The organism is Streptomonospora halophila, from assembly GCF_039542725.1.
Lineage (GTDB): Bacteria > Actinomycetota > Actinomycetes > Streptosporangiales > Streptosporangiaceae > Streptomonospora > Streptomonospora halophila.
This window is the reverse complement of the sequence record NZ_BAABIK010000054.1, coordinates 1-18980: the sequence shown is the minus strand read 5'-3', so window position 1 is coordinate 18980 and position 18980 is coordinate 1. Positions and strand designations below refer to the sequence as shown.

General features: G+C 71.7%; 17 protein-coding genes. 9 read left to right on the top strand and 8 right to left on the bottom strand.

Annotation, left to right across the window (positions count from 1 at the left end):
* Positions 1-193: 193 nt before the first annotated feature.
* The 3 genes from ABEA15_RS24880 to ABEA15_RS24870 form a co-directional block, all read right to left on the bottom strand.
* A complete protein-coding gene (locus ABEA15_RS24880) occupies positions 194-1303 on the bottom strand; it encodes a chaplin family protein (protein WP_344147611.1) in 1110 nt (369 codons plus the stop codon).
* Positions 1304-2197: 894 nt separating this feature from the next.
* Positions 2198-3646 (bottom strand): catalase, encoded by a 1449-nt coding sequence (locus tag ABEA15_RS24875; protein WP_344147614.1) that lies wholly within the window; start codon positions 3644-3646, stop codon positions 2198-2200.
* Positions 3647-3741: 95 nt separating this feature from the next.
* Positions 3742-4203, bottom strand: a complete 462-nt coding sequence (locus ABEA15_RS24870; protein WP_344147617.1) for a Fur family transcriptional regulator — start codon at positions 4201-4203, stop codon at positions 3742-3744.
* 316 nt (positions 4204-4519) lie between these two features.
* Between ABEA15_RS24870 and ABEA15_RS24865 the strand changes: the two genes are divergently transcribed.
* Complete coding sequence (locus ABEA15_RS24865; protein ID WP_345559448.1) at positions 4520-5692, top strand: CapA family protein; 1173 nt, start codon at positions 4520-4522, stop codon at positions 5690-5692.
* Positions 5693-5765: 73 nt separating this feature from the next.
* Here ABEA15_RS24865 and add read toward each other — a convergent pair whose 3' ends face one another.
* A complete protein-coding gene (gene add, locus ABEA15_RS24860; protein WP_344147623.1) occupies positions 5766-6803 on the bottom strand; it encodes an adenosine deaminase in 1038 nt (345 codons plus the stop codon).
* Between the two features lie 347 nt (positions 6804-7150).
* On the opposite strand from add, the gene ABEA15_RS24855 reads away from it, so the two are divergent.
* A complete protein-coding gene (locus ABEA15_RS24855) occupies positions 7151-7717 on the top strand; it encodes a TetR/AcrR family transcriptional regulator (protein WP_344147668.1) in 567 nt (188 codons plus the stop codon).
* 90 nt (positions 7718-7807) lie between these two features.
* On the top strand, positions 7808-8689 hold the full coding sequence (locus ABEA15_RS24850; RefSeq protein ID WP_344147626.1) for a prolyl oligopeptidase family serine peptidase: 882 nt from the start codon (positions 7808-7810) through the stop codon (positions 8687-8689).
* A gap of 67 nt (positions 8690-8756) precedes the next feature.
* On the opposite strand, the gene ABEA15_RS24845 is transcribed toward ABEA15_RS24850, so the two are convergent.
* Positions 8757-10121, bottom strand: a complete 1365-nt coding sequence (locus ABEA15_RS24845; protein WP_345559445.1) for an FAD-dependent oxidoreductase — start codon at positions 10119-10121, stop codon at positions 8757-8759.
* A 136-nt stretch (positions 10122-10257) separates the two neighbouring features.
* Between ABEA15_RS24845 and ABEA15_RS24840 the strand changes: the two genes are divergently transcribed.
* Positions 10258-10884, top strand: coding sequence for an HD domain-containing protein (locus tag ABEA15_RS24840; RefSeq protein ID WP_344147632.1), 627 nt, complete (start codon positions 10258-10260; stop codon positions 10882-10884).
* Positions 10885-10963: 79 nt separating this feature from the next.
* Here the strand turns inward: ABEA15_RS24840 and ABEA15_RS24835 are convergent, their stop codons facing one another.
* On the bottom strand, positions 10964-11722 hold the full coding sequence (locus ABEA15_RS24835; RefSeq protein WP_345559443.1) for a sulfite exporter TauE/SafE family protein: 759 nt from the start codon (positions 11720-11722) through the stop codon (positions 10964-10966).
* 542 nt (positions 11723-12264) lie between these two features.
* On the opposite strand from ABEA15_RS24835, the gene ABEA15_RS24830 reads away from it, so the two are divergent.
* The gene (locus ABEA15_RS24830; protein ID WP_344147638.1) at positions 12265-12618 is read left to right on the top strand and encodes a WhiB family transcriptional regulator; all 354 of its coding nucleotides are present in this window, start codon (positions 12265-12267) and stop codon (positions 12616-12618) included.
* A gap of 282 nt (positions 12619-12900) precedes the next feature.
* Here the strand turns inward: ABEA15_RS24830 and ABEA15_RS24825 are convergent, their stop codons facing one another.
* Together ABEA15_RS24825 and ABEA15_RS24820 are read right to left on the bottom strand one after the other, a co-directional pair.
* Positions 12901-13887: an SPFH domain-containing protein gene (locus ABEA15_RS24825; RefSeq protein ID WP_344147641.1), complete on the bottom strand. Its 987-nt coding sequence runs from the start codon at positions 13885-13887 to the stop codon at positions 12901-12903.
* Between the two features lie 285 nt (positions 13888-14172).
* Positions 14173-14958 carry an ABC transporter ATP-binding protein gene (locus ABEA15_RS24820; protein ID WP_344147644.1) on the bottom strand — a complete coding sequence of 262 codons (786 nt, stop codon included), beginning with the start codon at positions 14956-14958 and terminating at the stop codon, positions 14173-14175.
* A gap of 189 nt (positions 14959-15147) precedes the next feature.
* On the opposite strand from ABEA15_RS24820, the gene ABEA15_RS24815 reads away from it, so the two are divergent.
* The 4 genes from ABEA15_RS24815 (at position 15148) to serB (ending at position 18722) form a co-directional block, all read left to right on the top strand.
* Entirely contained in the window at positions 15148-15918 is a 771-nt protein-coding gene (locus ABEA15_RS24815) for a hypothetical protein (protein WP_344147647.1), read from the top strand.
* A gap of 127 nt (positions 15919-16045) precedes the next feature.
* Complete coding sequence (locus ABEA15_RS24810) at positions 16046-16672, top strand: DUF1707 SHOCT-like domain-containing protein (RefSeq protein ID WP_345559440.1); 627 nt, start codon at positions 16046-16048, stop codon at positions 16670-16672.
* 72 nt (positions 16673-16744) lie between these two features.
* Positions 16745-17374, top strand: a complete 630-nt coding sequence (locus ABEA15_RS24805) for a DUF1707 SHOCT-like domain-containing protein (protein ID WP_344147653.1) — start codon at positions 16745-16747, stop codon at positions 17372-17374.
* A gap of 112 nt (positions 17375-17486) precedes the next feature.
* Positions 17487-18722 (top strand): phosphoserine phosphatase SerB, encoded by a 1236-nt coding sequence (gene serB / locus ABEA15_RS24800; protein WP_345559438.1) that lies wholly within the window; start codon positions 17487-17489, stop codon positions 18720-18722.
* Positions 18723-18980: the final 258 nt, after the last annotated feature.

Below are 18980 nucleotides of genomic sequence, written 5' to 3'. Positions count from 1 at the left end.
CGCGGCGCCCGCGCACCGCGGCGCCCGCGCCTGCCCCGCACGCCCGCCCCCGCCCCGACGCGCGAAGGCGCTGCGCGGGGGGTTCGCCGACCTCCCGCGCAGCGCCTCGGCTGCTCGCTGTGCCTCCCCGCTCACGGCGGGGCGGCGGCCGCGTGCGGCCGCTCGGGCCGGATACGCCCGCGACCGCCCGCCGCTACTCTTCGGTGCCCGCGCCCTCGTCGCCGGCGCCGGCCGCGGCGGCGGCCTTGCGGCGGCGGCTGAAGGCCATGGCGGCGCCACCGCCGCCGATGGCGGCCACGGCGGCGGCGACGAGGCCGCCCAGAGCCGGGCCGGTCAGCGGCAGGCCGCCGGAAGCGCCGGTCTCGCCGTCCTCGGGAGCGGGCTTCGCGTCGGGCGTGCTGTCCTTGCTCGGCTCCTCCGCGGGCTTCTCGGGCGAGGGCGACTCGTCGCCGTCGTCACCGGGCTTGTCGCCGCCGTCGTCACCGTCGCCCGGCTTGTCGCCGCCGTCGTCGCCCGGCTTGTCGGGCTTGTCGCCGTCGTCACCGGGCTTGTCGCCGCCGTCGTCGTGGCTGATCTTCTCCAGGCAGTCGCCCTCGGCGACCCCCAGCACCGCGACGGCGTTGCCGCAGATGTCCACCGCCGCGTCGACGGGGATGTTCACCTGGTTGCCGGAGCCCACGCCGCCCGAGCCGTCGGTCTGCGGGGACTCCCCGCCCTCGTTGTCGGAGGACTTCTCGATGGCGTTCACCACGGTGGTGCACTCGGCCTTGGAGGCGCCCAGCACGGCGATCGAGTTGCCGCAGACGTCCAGCGCGATGTCCACAGGGATGTTGATCTGGTTGCCCGAGGCCACACCGCCCGAGCCGTCGGTCTGCGGGGACTCCCCGTCCTCCGACTCCTCGGCCAGCTTCTTGACCACGGTGGTGCACTCGGCCTTGGAGAGTCCGCCGACGGCGGCGGAGTTGCCGCAGATGTCGACGGCCGCGTCGACCGGCATGTTGATCTGGTTGCCCGAGGCAACGCCGCCGGAGCCGTCGGTCTGCGGCGACGACTGCCCTTCGTCGCTGGCCGCGTAGAGGATCTCGGAGACGCGGGTGCAGTCGGCCTGCGAGATGCCCAGGACGGACAGGGCGTTGCCGCACAGCTCGGCCTTGACGTCGGCGGGAACGTTGACCTGGTTGCCGGAGGCGACCCCGCCCGAGCCGTCGGTCTCAGGTCCGGCGAACGCGGTCGCCGGGGCCGCACCGACCAGGCCGACGGCCAGCAGGGTGGCGGACACAGATGTGTAGAGATGCTTGCGCATGTTCAGGCATGACCTTTCGCAGACGCGAACACGGAAGGTGTTCGTTCGGGGGCGAGGCGTCACCTAAGGCGGGGTAGTGATCCGCCGACCCGAAGGGGGACAACAGGGTGCCGCCGCCACCGGAAGGGAGCGGGCCGCACGGGGATTGCGTACGCCCGTGCGCCGATGGCAGCCGGACAGCGCCGCCCCGATGAGTTCCGGGGCCGGATTCGTCGCGCCGTCGATGGACAACGCTAACAGCTTCCCTCCGCCTGCCAGGCGTTTTTCCTGGAAAAAGGGCCAAACCAGAAAGCACTTCGCACACACACAACTACGCACCGAAGTAACTCCAGTTCAGACGACCGAATATCGCGTGAACTGCGGCCCATAAACATCAGCCGATGAGCCGGAAATCCGACGCGTCCCAGCGACGACTCCCCAGAAAAACCCCGATTCCCGGCAACTCGGATATCAGCGTCACACCGCCGCCCGGACGGACGATCGCCCCATCGACCGGATGTCATCGACGAAAACGGTAATTCCGTCCATATCGCGTATCCGACCGGCGCAGGAAAACGACGAAACGCCGCGAACCACCCATGGCGAACCGACGCTCTCGCCCGTCCTCCGGCCCGAGCCCCCTGCGCTCCAGCCTCTCCGCCCCCGCCCCTTTTCCCCAGGACGTCCGAGCGCCCGGCCCCGGCCCGGAACACACGGGCGCCGCACGCCCAGCCGCCCAGCCGCCCAGCCCGCACCGCCCGAACAGCCGCATCGCCCGAACAGCACAAAGCCCCGGGACGGACCCGGCGGCACCCTGCGGGTACCGCGCGGACCGCCCCGGGGCGGGGGTGCCGCGGGTCCCGGTTCCCACCGGGGCCCGCGGCCGTGGGCGCTACGGCCCGAGCCGGACGGTGCTCAGGCCTGCACGCCCAGGCCCTTGGCCACGCCGGCGCCGAGGTCGGGGTGGACGTTGGTCCAGTACTCGACCACGCGCTTCTTCATGTCGTCGGTGACCTCGGGGGCCGAGGCGTGGCCGACGATGTTGCCCACCATGTTGGCGCGCTCGGTCTCGGTGAGGACCTTCTCCCAGAGCGTGCGCGCCTGGCCGAAGTCGTCGTCCTCCTTGTGCAGCTCATAGCCCGAGCGCACCATGTCGCCGGAGACGTGGTAGCCCTCGCCCTCGTAGAGCTCGTTGGCCGAGACCGCCCCGCCCGCGGTGTTGGGCGCGTAGACCGGGTCGGCGTTGTTGCTGTAGGTCATCGGCCCGTCGAAGTTGTAGCTGCGGGTCGCGACCTTGGGCTGGTTGACCGGCAGCTGCAGGTAGTTGGGGCCGATGCGGTAGCGGTGGGTGTCCGGGTAGGAGAACAGCCGGCCCTGGAGCATCTTGTCCGGGCTGCCGCCGATTCCGGGCACCAGGTTGGACGGCTCGAACGCGGCCTGCTCGATCTCGGCGAAGTAGTTCGAGGGATTGCGGTTCAGCGTGAACTTCCCGATGGTGATCTCGGGGTAGTCGCCGTGCGGCCACACCTTGGTGAGGTCGAACGGGTTGAACCGGTAGTTCGCCGCGTCGTCGAAGGGCATGATCTGGACCTTGACGGTCCAGGACGGGAAGTCGCCCTTTCGGATGGACTCCCACAGGTCGCGGCGGTGCGCGTCCGGGTCGGCGGCCTCAAGCTCCTTCGCCTTGTCGGCGGTGAGGTTCTCGACGCCCTGGTCGGTCTTGAAGTGGTACTTGACCCAGAACTTCTCGCCCTTGGCGTTGTACCAGAGGAACGTGTGGCTGCCGAAGCCGTGCATGTGGCGCCAGGTCTTGGGCGTGCCGCGGTCGGTCATCAGGAACGACACCTGGTGGGCCGACTCGGGGTTGAGCGTCCAGAAGTCCCACTGCATGTTGTTGTCGCGCAGCTGGTTGTCGGCGCGGCGCTTCTGCGAGTGGATGAAGTCGGAGAACTTCGAGGGGTCGCGGATGAAGAAGATCGGCGTGTTGTTGCCGACGATGTCGTAGTTGCCGTGCTCGGTGTAGAACTTCAGCGCGAAGCCGCGCGGGTCGCGGGCGCTGTCAGCGCTGCCCAGCTCGCCGGCCACGGTGGAGAAGCGCAGCAGCAGCGGTGTCTTCTTCCCCTTCTGGAACAGGTCGGCCGAGGTGTACTGGCTGACGTCCTCGGTGATCTCCATCTCGCCGAAGGCGCCGCCGCCCTTGGCGTGCACGACGCGCTCGGGCACGCGCTCGCGGTTGAAGTGGGCCATCTTCTGGATCAGGAAGTGGTCCTGGAGCAGCAGCGGCCCGTTGGGGCCGACCGACTGCGACAAACCATCGCTGGGAGCCGGGTGACCGGCATCGTCCGTGCTGTAGGGAACGCTCAACTGCTCGCACCTTTCGAAAATGCTTGAAGAGGCCTCGAAATACGGCTGGGCCGGGCCCGCCGCGCCCTCTGCGGCGCAGGTCCCGGCTCGGGCGGTCAGCCGCCGGACTGGGTCCGCGCGGGCTCCCCGCCCCCGGATCCCGCCGCCTGTGCCTGGCATTGCGGACACACGCCCCAGAACACCACCTCGGCTTCGTCGACCGCGTAGCCGTGCGTGTTCGACGGCTCCACGCAGGGAGCCTCGCCCACCACGCAGTCGATGTCGGCGACCTCGCCGCAGGAGCGGCAGACCAGATGGTGGTGGTTGTCCCCGACCCGCGACTCGAACCGCGCGGGCGAGCCCGCGGGCTCGATCCGGCGGAGCAGGCCGGCCTTGGTCAGCGCATGCAGCGCGTCGTAGACCGCCTGGGTCGAGACGTGGCCGAGCGAGCCCCGCACGCCGCGCGCGATGCGCTCAGCGTCGAGGTGGTTGCCGGACCGGACCTGATCCATGATGGCCACCCGTGCCGCGGTGACCCTGAGTCCGGCCGAACGGAGATCGTCGGCGACGTTGTCCATGCGACAACCCTAGGCCACAAACTGGAATGATTCAAGAAAATGACAGACTCCAGACAACCCGATACAGCCGTCTGTGACCTGGTGTTCCCCGACACGCCGACTACAGAGCTTCACACCGGAGAAGGATCAGGGAACTCTGCGTAACAACCGTTTCCCGGAGACGGATACAGCGGCGTGACCCCCGCCACGTATCCTCCGCGTATCCTCGCTGTGGCTCCCTTCTCCGGACATCGGGAATCAGCCATGCGGTCGCGCCCGCTCCGTGACGGCACCCCCGCCCCCCGCATACGCTGCCGCCCCCAACTTGGAGCTCCGAATGCCCCACGACTCCTCGACCCCTACCCCGGCGGTCCTCGCCTCGGTTCGCGCCGGCGCCGCCGTGGCCGTGCTCGCGCTGCTGGCCGCCTGCTCGTCGGGTTCGGCCGAGCCCGACGACTCCGGGCAGCCGAGCGGTGACGGCGCGCCGTCCTCGCCGGAGGCCTCGCCCTCGCAGAAGCCCGAGAAGAGCGCGCCGATCACCGTGGCCATCGGCGGCGACGTGCACTTCGAGGGCGAGCTCCGCCGGCGCCTGGACTCCGACCCCGCCACCGCCCTCGGCGGGATCTCCGAGACCCTCTCGGCGGCCGACCTGGCCGTGGTGAACCTGGAGACCGCGGTCACCGACGGCGGCACGCCCGCGCCCGGCAAGCAGTTCGTCTTCCGCGCGCCGCAGACCACCTTCACGGCGCTGGAGTCCGCCGGAGTCGACGTCGCCTCGGTCGCCAACAACCACGGAATGGACTACGGCGCCACCGGGCTCCAGGACACCCTGGCCGGCGCTGAGGACGCCGGGTTCCCCCTCGTGGGCGCCGGCCAGAACGAGGAGGAGGCCTACGCGCCGCACGTCTTCGACACCGAAGGCGGCAAGGTGGCGGTCATCGGCGCCGCCGACGTCCTCGACAACCACCTCATCTCCGCCTGGACCGCGGGACCGGACAAGCCCGGCCTCGCCTCGGCCAAGAACGAGATGCGGAGCCGCCTGGTCGAGGCGGTCTCGGCTGCCGCCGAGGAGGCCGACACCGTCATCACCTATCTGCACTGGGGCCTGGAAGGCGACCACTGCCCCAAGGCGCACGCCCCCGGGCTGGCCCAGGAGCTCGCCGACGCCGGGGCCGACGCCGTGGTCGGCGGTCACGCCCACGTGCTCTCCCCCGGCGGCTACCTGGGCGACACCTACGTCCACTACGGCCTGGGCAACTTCGCCTTCTACAACTACAGCGGACCCACCGCCGAGACCGGGGTGCTCAACCTCACCTTCCAGGACGGCGAGGTCGTCGGCGACGAATGGAAGCCCGGGCAGATCCAGGGCGGCGTCCCGGTGCTGTACGAAGGCGCCGCCGCCGAGGACGCGCACGCCACCTGGGAGTCGTTCCGCTCCCAGTGCGGCGTGGGACTCACCCCGGCCCCCGAAGGCCAGGAGGGCGAGGAGGAGCAGGCCGAGGCCGGATAGCGCCCGGCAGCGCCGCCGCCCCGGTGCCCACCGCGTACACGCGCCGCGGTCGGGCACCGGCGCGGCGCCGCGCCTAGAGGGTGTGGCTGTGCCCGGCCAGCACCGTGTCGATCTCCTCGATCAGCACCCGCTTGGCCGGCTCCTCCAGGAACGAGGCCGCCACCCCGTTGCGGGCCAGCGCGGTGAGGCCCTCGGCGCCCAGTCCCAGCTGCGCGGCGGTGCGGTACTCGTTGGTCAGGTCGGTCCCGAACATCGGGGGGTCGTCGCTGTTCAGGGTGACCGCCAGCCCGGCCTCCAGCATGCGCGGCAGCGGGTGGTCCCAGATCTCGGCGACGGCTCCGGTCCGCAGGTTCGAGGTGGGGGCGACGTCCAGCGGAACGCCCTCCTCGCGCAGCCGTTCGACGAGCGCGGGATCGCGCATGCTGGTGATCCCGTGGCCGATCCGCTCGGCGCGCAGCAGGTCGAGGGCTTCGTGCACCCGCTCGGGTCCCCCGATCTCGCCGGCGTGCGGCAGGCTGTGCAGTCCGGCCGCCCGGGCCCGGGCGAACAGCCCTGTCATCGGCCCCAGGGGGACCTCGACGCCGCCCACGCCGAACCCGACGACGCTCTCGGGCCCCTCGGCCAGGACGGCGTCCAGCGTCTGCTCGCCCTTGTCCACCCCGTAGTCGCCGGGGAAGTCCGGGATCCAGCGGAGCCGGATGCCGTGCCGACGCTCGGCCTCGGTACGCGCCGCCTCGATCCCGGCGAAGACGGTGCGCGCGGGCACGCCGCGCATCAGGTGGGCGTAGAGGCTGACGTGCACCTCGGCATAGCGGACGTTCTGCGACGCGAGCCGGGCGGCGACGTCGGCCGCCAGCAGCGCGAAGTCCTCCTCGTCGACCAGGGTCTGCACCGAAGCCAGATAGACCTCGATGAAGTGCGGGAAGTCCCGGAAGACGTACCAGTCGCGGACCTCCTCCAGGGAGCCGGGGACGTCGGCGACACCGTGCTTTCGGGCAAGCTCGAGCAGCGAGGCCGGCTGCATCGACCCTTCCAGATGCACGTGCAGTTCGACTTTGGGGAGTTCTTGGATGAACGCCTCGAAGTCGGAGGCGAGTGTGGGGAGCTCCATTCCGGAGACGCTACTCAGCCGCGGGCCCGTCTCCAAGTCGAGGCCGCCGTTTCAGACGACGATCCGTCACATGCGACCGCGCCCCCGCGACTGGCCGTATCCGGCCATACAGACGATCACGGCCCCGATGTCGGCGTTCCATGGGAACCGCGCCCCCACAGGGCCGAGTCAGAAGGTGCGTGATGACCACTTCCACTCGCGGCGCCTCCTGCCCGCACACGCCATCGCCGAACGGCCGCGCCGACGACGGCGAGGCGGCCGCCGGAGCCCAGCGCGGATCCCTCGACTCTGTGGCCACCTCGCTGTCCCGCGCCCCGCTGCGCAGGCTCCCGGCCCAACAGCGCAGCATGGTCCGGGTGCAGCGGATGCTCGACGCCTGCGCCGAACTGCTCGACGAGGGCGGCTACAGCGACCTGTCGACGACCCGCATCGCCGAGCGCGCGGGAGTGGCGATCGGCTCGGTCTATCAGTTCTTCCCGGACAAGCGGGCCATTACCCAGGCGCTGGGGCTGCGCTACCTCGACCTGTTCACCGCCCGGGTACGCGAACGCCTCGCTACGGGCGACCACGGTCACTGGACCGGGGCGGCGGATGCGATCATCGACGAGTACCTGGAGATGCACCGCACCGTTCCCGGGTTCCGCAGCCTGCACTTCGGCGACGTGGTCGACACTCGGCTGCTGGACTCCGCGATCGAGAACAACCGCGTCATCGCCACCCGCATCCGGCACCTGCTCACCTCGGTGGGCGGCGCCGGAGAGAGCGAAGGCCTGGACCGGGCGGTGACCGTGGCCGTGGAGGCGGCCGATGCGGTCCTCAAGCTGGCGTTCCGCAGTGACGCCGACGGCGACCCGCGCCTCATCGAGGAGGCCAAGATCCTGCTGCGGAACTACCTCGGCCATCACTTCGGCTGAACTAGGCTGCGACATGCATGCTCAGCACGAATGAGGCCGGTCCAGATCGCCACGACGGCTTTCGGCATCCGAATACGGGAGGAGCCTTCAGTGCGAGCCGACAGCACCCCCACCCAGCCGACCACCGGCACAGCGGCCGGAATCCCCTTCGTCGCGGTGCCGCCCGCGGTCGCCGCCGACCACGCCCCCATGGTCATCGCGCTGCATGCGTTCGAGCCGCCGCGCAGTGAGGCCGCCCTGGCGGGCACCCTGCCGCTGGCCTCCCTGCCCGCCTGGCGCTTCTACCTCGGACTGCCGATGTTCGGCGCGCGCCTGCCCGAGGGCGGTGTCGCCGAGGTCAACCGGCGCGGACAGGCCGACTACCTGATCGAGCTGTACGGCCCCGTCGTCGAGCAGGCCGCCGCCGAAATCCCCCGCGCGGTCGGCGACCTCCGGGAGCGCTTCCCCGTCGCCGACTCCTCCGTCGGGCTGATGGGTGTGGGAGCGGGCGGCGCCGCGGCCCTGCTGGCGCTGGCGGAGAGCCGGCTGCCCATCGCCGCCGCCGGAGCCGTCAACCCGATCATCGAGCCCCGGGCCGTGCTCTCGGCACGCGAACGGCGGCTGGGCATCCCCTACACCTGGAACGACACCTCCCGCGAGGTCGCCGCCTGGCTGGACTTCTCGGCCCGCGCCGGCGACATCGCCGCCCGCCGGCCCCAGCCGCCGCTGCTGATCGTCAGCGGCCAGCAGGACGACGTCATCGCGCCCGAGCGCACCCGCGCCCTGCACGACGCGCTGGCCGCGCACTACCCCGACCAGGCCCTGCGGCACATCGAGGTCCCCGACCTCGCGCACACCATGGGACCCGAGCCGGGCCTGCAGCCGGGGCCGCCGGCGCCGGGCAACGTGCTCGCCGACCGCGCTCTGGTCGAGTGGTTCCACACCCACCTCCCGGTCGCCTCGCCGACCGGGGAGACCGTCCGGCTGAGCTGAGCAGGGCGGCGCACGGCAGGCAGGGCGCGCGTGCCGGCGGAGCCCACGCCCGGCCCGGCGGAGGCGGTCACATGCTCTCGGCCAGCTTGCGCGCGGTGATCAGCACCGGGTCCCACACCGGCGAGAACGGCGGCGCGTAGCCCAGGTCCATCGCCGCCACGTCCTCCACCGACATGCTGTTCCACAGCGCGGCGGCCAGCACGTCGATGCGCTTGCCGGCGTTCTCCCACCCCACGATCTGCGCGCCCAGCAGCCGCCGCGAGCGGCGCTCGGCCAGGAGCTTCAGCGTCATGGTCGCCGCTCCGGGGTAGTAGCCGGCCCGCGTCGTGGACTCCAGCGCGGCGGTCTCGAACTCGAACCCCGCTCGCTCGGCCTCGCGCTCGTTCAGCCCGGTTCTGGCCACCTCCAGTCCGCACACCTTGCTGATCGCCGTGCCCAGCACGCCGCCGAAGCGCGCGTAGCCGCCGCCGATGTTGGTTCCGGCCACGCGCCCCTGCTTGTTGGCGTGAGTGCCCAGCGCGATGGACACGGACTCCTGCGAGACGCGGTGCAGGCTCTGCACGCAGTCGCCGGCGGCCCACACCCCCTCGGCGGAGGTGCGCATCCGGGCGTCGACGGCGACGCCGCCGGTGGGACCGATCTCGATCCCGGCGGCGCGCGCCAGGTCGCTGCCGGGCCGCACGCCCAGTCCGAGTACGACGATGTCGGTCCGATAGCTCGCGCGCTCGGTGACCACCGCTCGGGCGCGCCCGTCGGAGGCCGTCTCGATCCCTGTGACCGGCTCGTCCAAGTGCACTTCCACGCCCATCTTGACCAGGGCGTCGCGCACCAGGCGCCCCATGCCGGGGTCGAGCGTGGTCATGGGCTCCGGCGCCGCCTCGACGAGGTGCACCCGCATGCCGCGCTGCACGAACGCCTCGGCCATCTCCAGCCCGATGTAGCCGCCGCCGACCACCACGGCGGTACCCGGCCGCTCGGTGTCGACGAAGTCGCGCACGGCGATGCCGTCGGAGAGCGTCTGCACGCCGAAGACGCCGGGCGCGTCCATCCCCGGCAGGTCGGGCCGCACCGGGACGGCGCCGGTGGCCACCATCAGCTGGTCGAACGGCTCCTCGCGCGCCTTCTCGCCGGCGCCGCGGACCGTGACCGTGCGGCGGTCGAGGTCGATCTCCTCGGCCTCGGTCGACGTGCGCACGTCGATCCCGTGGTCGCGGCGGAAAGTCGCGGGGTCACGCGAGATCAGCTCCTCGGGACTCGGTACTGTCTTGCCGACCAGATAGGGGATTCCGCATGCCGAGTACGATGTGTGGGGTCCGCGCTCCAGGGCGAGGATCTCCAGATCCTCCACGCCTCGCAGCCTCCGTGCCTGCGAGGCGGCGCTCATTCCCGCCGCGTCGCCGCCGATGACGATGAGCCGTGGCCGTGCGTTCACTCGCCGCTCCATGCAGTCTCCTCTTTCGGATGCTCCGGCGTCAGTCGGCCGCCGTTGCATGGGATCATCCCCGTGGCGGCCGGGAGACTCCCTGGTTTCAACGTGACGATCCATTGTTGCTAGGAGGGCGACTTACGTGACGGAACCGGCACCGGTGTTTGCCAGCGGGGTCGATCACGAACGGCTCACGTCCCAGCTGCGGTTCATCCTGGAGACCGACAAGCTGAAGCGCATCCTTCGGCGCAACATGCTGGTGGACGGCTCGCGCCGCGAGAACGACGCCGAGCACTCCTGGCACCTCGCGCTGGCCGCCCGCGTGTTCGCCGAGTACGCACCGGAGGGCACCGACATCGACCGCGTCGTGGAGATGCTGGTGCTGCACGACATCGTCGAGATCGACGCTGGCGACACGTTCATCTACGACACGCACCAAGCCGGCTCCCAGCCCGAGCGGGAGCGCGCCGCGGCCGACCGCATCTTCGCGCTGCTGCCCGACGACCAGGCGCAGCGCACACGCGCGCTGTGGGAGGAGTTCGAGGAGCGCACGACCCCCGAGGCACGCTTCGCCAAGGCGATCGACCGGCTGGCGCCGATGCTGGCCAACTGGCACACCGAGGGCGGCACGTGGGTCCGCCACGGGGTGACCCGCTCGCAGGTCGCCGAGAAGGTGAAGGTCATCGCCGAAGGCTCGGAGGCGTTGGGCGCCTACGCGGTGGCGCTGATCGAGGACGCCGAGCGCCGCGGGTACCTGGCTTCCGGCTGAGGGGGCGCAGAAGGGCGGTGCGCCGCCCGCGCGCCCGCCCGGCGGTCGGGAGACCCGCGTGCGTCCGCCGCCGGGCGCGTCAGAACTGCTCGAGGACGAGCTGGGCGGCCGCTGTCAGTCCGACGGCCACGACCAGCCCGCGCAGCGCGAAGGGCTTGAGCTTGCGGCCCAGGCGCGCGCCGGCGTAGCCGCCGATGATCGACCCGGCCGCGATCAGCGCCGCCGCCGGCCACGAGGGCGAGCCGAAGGTGATGTAGAAGACCGCCGCCGTCGCGTTGACCGTGGCGGCGAGCGCGTTCTTCAGCGCGTTGACGCGCTGCATGTCGTCGTCCAGGGCGGTGCCCAGGATGCTGATCAGCACGATCCCCTGCGCGGCGGCGAAGTAGCCGCCGTAGGTGCCGGCGGCGTAGACGCCCAGCGGCAGCAGCGGGCCGCGCCTCGAACCGGCGTGCCTGCGCTTGCGCAGCCATGCGGCGATGCGCGGCTGGACGACGATGAGCACGCAGGCGAGGCCGATGAGCACGGGAACCACGCGCTCGAAGACCTCGGAGGGCAGGTTCAGCAGCAGCACTCCGCCGGTCACTGCACCCAGGCAGGACATCGCGGCCAGCCGCACGACGCGCCGGCCCTGGCCGCGCAGCTCGCGCCGGTAGCCGAACGTTCCGGTGAGCGCGCCCGGCGCCAGGCCGATGCTGTTGGCGATCGACGCGGTCACCGGCGGGTAGCCGAAGGCGAGCAGAACGGGGAAGGTGAACAGGGTCCCGGAACCCACGACCGCGTTGACCCCGCCGGCGCCGATTCCCGCCAGCAGAATGGCAAGCGCCTCCCACGGACTCAATTGACACCTTTCACGACGAGTGCGCGAGCAGCGGCGGGAGCACACTGTCGGCGGACCGGCTCCACACGCCGCGTGGACGGCCGGACGAGGCCGCTGACCTGGCCGGACTCGACGTCCACTGCATACAGTCTACGTGGCACGCGCCCGTCGGGGCGCCGGTTCGGAACGCGCCCTCCGTCACATCGGACATCCGCCGCAAACCGCACCATGCGCCGCCTGCGACCTCGTATCATCTCGCTCAGTATCGGACCGGCGACCGAACGTATTGCAAGTTTTCGCCCACTTGGCTATGGCCCACTCGGGCTATATCAGAAATGGGCCCAATGGGGCCTGTCGGTCGTCTCCGCCGGTCCGTAGTTTCGACCACAGCGGTGAGGTAGGACATAGCGAGCCGAAACCCCGGCCCGCCGCGAAGAGCCGACCCCCTGTTTGGACCCGCGAGCGGGACTCGTTCCCGGCCGTGTCCGCCCCACCGAATCCCGCGCCGGCGACCGCGCCCGCCGGCGCATCCGACACACATGTGATCTTGGGAGTGGGGCAACATGTGGACTGCAGAAATGACGACCCGCGCACTGTGCCGCGAGGTCGACCCCGACGCGCTCTTCGTCCAGGGCGCAGCGCAGAACCGCGCCAAACTGATCTGCCGCGGCTGCCCGGTGCGCACCGAGTGCCTGGCCGAGGCCCTGGACGGCCGCATCGAGTTCGGGGTATGGGGAGGGATGACCGAACGCGAGCGCCGGGCACTGCTGCGGCGGCGGCCCGACGTCACCTCGTGGTGGGATCTGCTGACGGCCGCACGGGCACGCTACGAGCGGGAGAACTCGGAGACGGCAGGGGAAGGCTGGCTCCAGGACTCCGCGTTCGCCGACCGTGCCCCGGCCGGGGCCGAGCGGTGAGCCCGGCCCCGCGCGACGGGGAAGGGCGGGCGGCTCGGCCGCAGGGCTGAATCCGTCCCGCCGCACCCCGCGGCGCGCTCGCCGCCCACCGCGGCGGCCGTCCGCGCCTTCGCGGCGCATCCGCGAAGGCGCGGACCCGCAACCGGCACTGGCCGGTCCGCGAAGCTTCCCACCGAAGCCGTGAAGGAGCGGCGGGGCCCCGGGGCCGCTCGGAAGGCGGCCCCGGGCCCGGTCGCCTCCCGGGCCCGCCCACAGCGCATCTGGGCGGCGCCACGGGGCGCCTCAGGTCTGCAGGCGCCGCTTGGACACCGTCCCGTTGGCGTCCGGTTCGGCGGCAGGGGACTCGGAGGGGGAACCGCCCGCGTCGCGGACGCGCTCGAACATGCCGCCGATGCCCTCCAGCGCCTTGCCCATCTCGCTGGGCACGATCCACACCTTGTTGGCGTCGCCGCGCGCGATCTCCGGGAGCTTCTGCAGGTACTGGTAGGCCAGGACCTCCCGGCTCACGTCGCCGGCCTTCAGCGCCCTGGCGACCATGGTGATCGCGTCCGCCTCACCGCGGGCGCGCACGGTCATCGCCTCGGCCTCGGCCTTCGCGCGGACCTTCTCGGCGTCGGCGGCGCCCTGGGCGCTGAGCACCGCGGCCGACTGCTCGCCTTCGGCGCGCAGGATCGCCGACTGCTTCTGGCCTTCGGCGCTGAGGACCTCCGCGCGCTTGTCTCGGTCGGCGCGCATCTGCTTCTCCATCGCCTCTTGGACGGACTCCGGGGGCTCGATGGCCTTCAGCTCGACCCGGCTGACCTCGATGCCCCACTCGGCCGTGGCCTCGTCCAGTACCGCGCGCAGCTCGCGGTTGATCTGGTCGCGCGAGGTGAGGGTCTGCTCCAGGTCCATCCCGCCGACGACGTTGCGCAGTGTCGCCGAGGCCAGCTGCTCGACCGCCTGGATGAAGCTGGCGACCTTGTAGGTGGCGTTGTAGGGGTCGGTGACCCGGACGTAGACCGCTGTGTCGACGTTGACCGACAGGTTGTCCTGGGTGATGGCGGCCTGCGGCGGGAAGCTGACCACCTGGACGCGCAGGTCGATGCGCTCGCGGACGTGGTCGACGAACGGGACCACGATGTTGAATCCGGAGCTGAGGGTGCGGTGGTAGCCGCCGAACCGCTCCACGACGTCGGCCATGGCCTGCGGGACGATACGGACGCTTCGCCAGCCGATCACGGCCAGGATGGCGACGAAGATCAGCAGGATGATGACGATGGTTCCCATCGGGGCGGCTCCGGCTCTCCTGTCAGGGGGGACACAGGCGGTCACTGCGCGGCCGCCGTGGCACCCGGCCGGCGGCGGCCTGTGCGCGGGCGGCACGGCCACCGGCACACGCGGCGATCATAAGGCGGATGTACCCGCCCGTCCCCGGAAGAGCCCGGTGACCATGCACCAAACCGGCACCACCTGGCCGCATGCGGACAGCGCTCCCATTTGCGGCCATCCGGATCCGACGATTAGCCCCGTCCCGTTCGGCTAACGCGGCGGACGCCGCCCCAGCGGTGCGGCTCAGACCGCGCGGGCGCTCCACCGCTCGCCGTCGCGCTCCACCTTCAGGGAAAGCCCGAACGTCTCGCTCAGGTTCTCTCCCGTCATGGCGTACTCCACCGGACCGGAGGCCGTCACCCTTCCGTCGCGCATCATCAGCACGTGGGTGAACCCCGCCGGGATCTCCTCGACGTGGTGCGACACGATCACCAGCGCCGGGGAGTCGATGTCGCCGGCCAGCGCGGCCAGCCGGCCGAGCAGGTCCTCGCGACCGCCCAGGTCGAGGCCCGCGGCGGGCTCGTCGAGTAGCAGCAGCTCGGGGTCGGCCATGAGCGAGCGGGCGATCAGCACCCGCTTGCGCTCGCCCTCGGACAGGGTGCCGTAGCGCCTGTCGGCCAGGCGGCCCGCACCCCAGCGCGCCAGCAGCGCCCGCCCGCGGCCGTAGTCGACGGTGCCGTACTCCTCGCCGAAGCGGCCCAGGTAGCCGTAGGCGGCGCTGACGACGAGGTCGAGGGACGTCATCGAGTCGGGGACGCGGTTGGCCACCGCGGAGCCGGCGAAGCCCACGAGGCTGCGCAGCTCGGTCGCTCCGGCTTCGGCCAGCGGCTCGCCGAGGATCTCGGCTGTACCGGCGCCGGGCGCCAGCTGCGCGGCCGCCACGCTCAGCAGCGAGGTCTTGCCCGCGCCGTTGGGACCGAGCACCACCCAGCGTTCGTCCTCCTCGACGGTCCACTCCACGTCGCGAAGCAGTTCCGCATCGCCGCGGCGCACCGTCACGCCGCGCATGCGCAGCACCTGGCCGTTCATCGCACTCTCTCCGTCGTCATACAGGGGATCGGGGATTCGAGCCGCCCGCCGCTGTACGGCCGCGGGGACCCAGACCGCACGGCCCGTCGGCGCATGCGGGGCCTCAGCGGCGGCGGGCCCCACCGATGCGAACCTACTGGACGCGGCTCACGCTGCGCTCACCGATCCAGGGCATCTAGGCTGAACCCGATGCTGCGAGAACTCTCATCCGCACAGCTCGTCGCGTGGGGCAACGCCTGGCTCGCGGGCCGGGCCGGGCTGGACGACGCCGTCGGCGCGGTCGAAAGGGACACCGGGCCGCACGTCGTCGGCCGGGTGGCCGACGGCCTGCCCTTCGAGCAGGGCGCGGCGCTGCGCTCCGCGCTGGCTCGCCTGCGCCCCCGCGGGCTGAGCGCCTTCCGGCTCTGCCTGCCCGTCCCCGGCGACCCGCTGGGCCTGGTCGGCGGCAACGAGCTGAACATGGCGGCCGTCGACGCGCGCGAGGCGGTGCTGCTGCGGCTGGAGGAGACGCGCATCGGCCTGGTTCCCAGCGAGGACCGGCGCGGGTCCTCCTACGTTGGGGTGTCCTGGACCCCCTACCCGGCGGCAGCGGCCGACCCCGAGCCCGTCCCGCTGGCCGACGCCGAGCACGGGCTGCAGTCGGCCATCCGCGAGTCCGCGGCGCTGTTCGGCCGGGTTGACGACATCTCCTCCTGGGGCCCGGAGGTCACCCGCGCACTGGCCGACCTGCGCGACGCCGACCGCGCGCCCACCCCCGGCCTGGCACCCGGCCATCCGCAGCGCGCGCACCGGCTCGCGGCTCAGGCCGACCGGCTGGCCGTCGTGGTGCGCCTGGCGAGCGACGACGAAGGGCGCGGCCTCAGCGCCGGGCAGATGCAGTCCAGACGCGAGGCGCTGCGCATGCTCGACAGCGCGGTGCGCCGGGCCCGGGTCGCCGCCTACGGCGCCGCCGCCGAGTGAACCGCGTGCGGCCGAGCAGGGGCAGGGCCGCGTCCCCACGACCCCGGGGCCGCCGCCCGGGACATCAGGGGAAAGCCAGGGACGTCACCGGATTCGCGCCGCGGGGCCCGGCGCCGATACTCGGACCATGAACGAGACGGCATCCCCACCATCGGCGGGCACGGAGCACCTGCGGGCCTCAGACGCCGACCGCGACCGCGTAGCCGAGCTTCTCGCCACGGCGTTGAGCGAGGGCCGGCTCAGCCACGACGAGCACAGCGAGCGCATGGACACCGCCTACTCCGCGCGGACCCTGGGCGAGCTCGCCCCGCTCACATCGGATTTGCCGGAGGGCGCCGTCGCGGCGGACGCACCCGGTGACCTGTCGCGCTCGTCCGACGGCACCGAGAACATCCGCACCGTCCTCGCCCATGCCGAGCGGAAGGGCCGCTGGCTGGTCGAGCCGCGAACCAACGTCACCGTGCTGCTGGGCAGCGCCGTGCTGGACATGCGCTCCGCTGTGCTCTCCGCGGGAGAGGTCAACGTCCAGGTGGCCCTCGCGCTCGGCAGCCTGGAGGTCATCGTGCCCCCGGGGGTACGCGTGGTCAGCCGGGTCTCGGAGGTCATGAGCGCCACCACTGTGCGCACCGACCAGGCCACCGACCCCGGTGCGCCTACCGTGGTGATCACCGGGTCATCCTGGCTCTCGGCGCTGGAAGCCAAGACCAAGGAGCCCCGGCCCGCCAAGCGGAAGCGCCGGCGCGGCTGCCGCTGAGCCGGGCGGACGGCCGCACGGCGGGCCACGCGAAGACGACGAGGGAAAACAGCAGAGGGACGGCCATCCGCCATGGAACCCGAACACATCCGCGCCTCCGACGCCGACCGCGACCACGTGTCCCAGCGGCTGCGCGAGGCGGTCGCCGAAGGGCGGCTGACTCAGGCCGAGCACGAGGAGCGGATCGACGCCCTGTATCGGGCCAAGACCGTCGGCGACCTCACCGAGATCACCCGTGACCTACCCCTGCCCAGCGAGGCCGATCTCAGCGGCGACCGGGACTCCCCGATGTCCGCCGCGACCGAGGAGGCCCGGCGCATGGCGACCGAGAGCACCGGCCGCGAGAACATCGTCGCCGTGTTCGGGGGCGCCGAGCGCAAGGGGCGCTGGTTGGTCGAGCCGCGCACCAACATCTCCGTGCTCTGCGGCGGAGTCGAGCTGGACCTGCGCGAGGCCGTGCTGTCGCAGCGCGAGGTCACCATCCAGTGCGCCGTCATCCTGGGCGGCCTGCAGATCACCGTGCCCCACGGGGTGCGTGTGGTGAACAACACAGCAGGCATCCTCGGCGGGACGAGCATGCACGGCACCGACGCGGTCACCGATCCGAATCATCCCGTTATCCGGCTTACGGGTACCTGCATGCTCGGCGGCATCGAGGTCAAGGCGAAGCGGCCCAAGCGCAAGCGGAAGAAGGACCGGTGACATCCGGTGACCTGCAGGTCTACCGGATAGTGAGCGTCAGGTGAACGTACGGGCGCTGGGCGCGGCCCTGCCCGCCCGCCCGAAAAGTCGGGCGAGTACCGTGGTGCACGCCATGAATGATCACACCACGCTCCTGGTAACGGTGACCGGCCGCGACCGCCCAGGCGTCAGCGCGCGGTTACTCAGCACCCTGTCCGTGTTCCCTGTGATCCTCGTCGACCTCGAACAGGTCGTCGTGGGAGGACGTCTCGTCCTCAGCGCACTCGTGACCGTCGACGAAAGCGTCGCCCCCGGCGTCAGACACGACCGGGTCTTCACCGAGATCCGCAGCGCCGTCGACAAGACCTGCATCGACCTCGACATGGACGTCGAGTTCTCGAACGGAAACGGGCGCGTCACCGCCGCGTCCGCCGAGCAGCTGCACGTCACCGTCTTGGCCGACCCGCTGCGCCCCGGCGCCCTCGGTGCGATCGCGTCATGCGTCGCCCGCGCCGGAGCCAACATCGAGCGCATCGAGCGCCTCGCCAGCTACCCCGTCACCTCCATCGAGCTGGACATCTCGGGTGCCGACCCCGAGCGGCTGCGCGGCGACCTCTCGATGGAGGCCGCGACCCAGTCGATCGACGTGGCGCTCCAGCCCAGCGGCCTGCACCGCCGGGGCAAGCACCTGATCGTGATGGACGTCGACTCCACACTGATCCAGGGCGAGGTGATCGAGCTTCTTGCCGAGCACGCCGGCTGCGCCGAAGAGGTCGCCCGCGTGACCGAGGAGGCCATGCGCGGCGAGCTCGACTTCGAGGACTCGCTGCGCCGCCGCGTCGCCCTGCTCAAGGGCCTGGACGCCTCCGCGGTGGACGAGGTGCGCGAGAAGCTGGTGCTCGCACCGGGCGCCCGCACTCTCGTGCGCACACTCAAGCGGCTGGGTTACGAGTGCGCGATCGTCAGCGGCGGCTTCGCGCAGGTCACCGATGCGCTGGTGGAGCGGCTCGGGATCGACTACTCCATGGCCAACACGCTGGAGATCGTCGACGGCAAGCTCACCGGGCAGCTGGTGGGCCCCATCGTCGACCGGAAGGGCAAGGCCGAGGCGCTGCGCCGCTTCGCGGGCGTGGCGGGCGTGCCGCTGAATCAGACGGTAGCCATCGGCGACGGAGCCAACGACCTGGACATGCTGCAGGCGGCCGGGCTGGGCGTGGCGTTCAACGCCAAGCCGGTGGTGCGCGAGCAGGCCGACACCTCGGTCAGCGTCCCCTATCTGGACACCATCGTCTATCTCCTCGGCGTCTCTCGCGAGGAGGTCGAGGCCGCCGACCGCGGCGCAGACCCGGAGGAGGTCGCGGCCGACTGAGGCCGCACGCCGATTCAGATCGGCCCACCGCTCGGCCCACCGCTCCGGTCGGCCGTCCGCAGAACACCCCGCGCGCCGGTTCGGACCCACGTCCGAGCCGGCGCGCGTGTTTCCTGGTTCTGCATCACGATGCACGGGTCATGAACTCATACAGCGTTCGCATGTAACCGGACCGGCGCGGTTCGAGAGCGCCGAGTGCCGGTTGTTTTCGGGCATAAAAAAAGGCGGGGGCGCAACCCGAACAAACGGGCCACACCC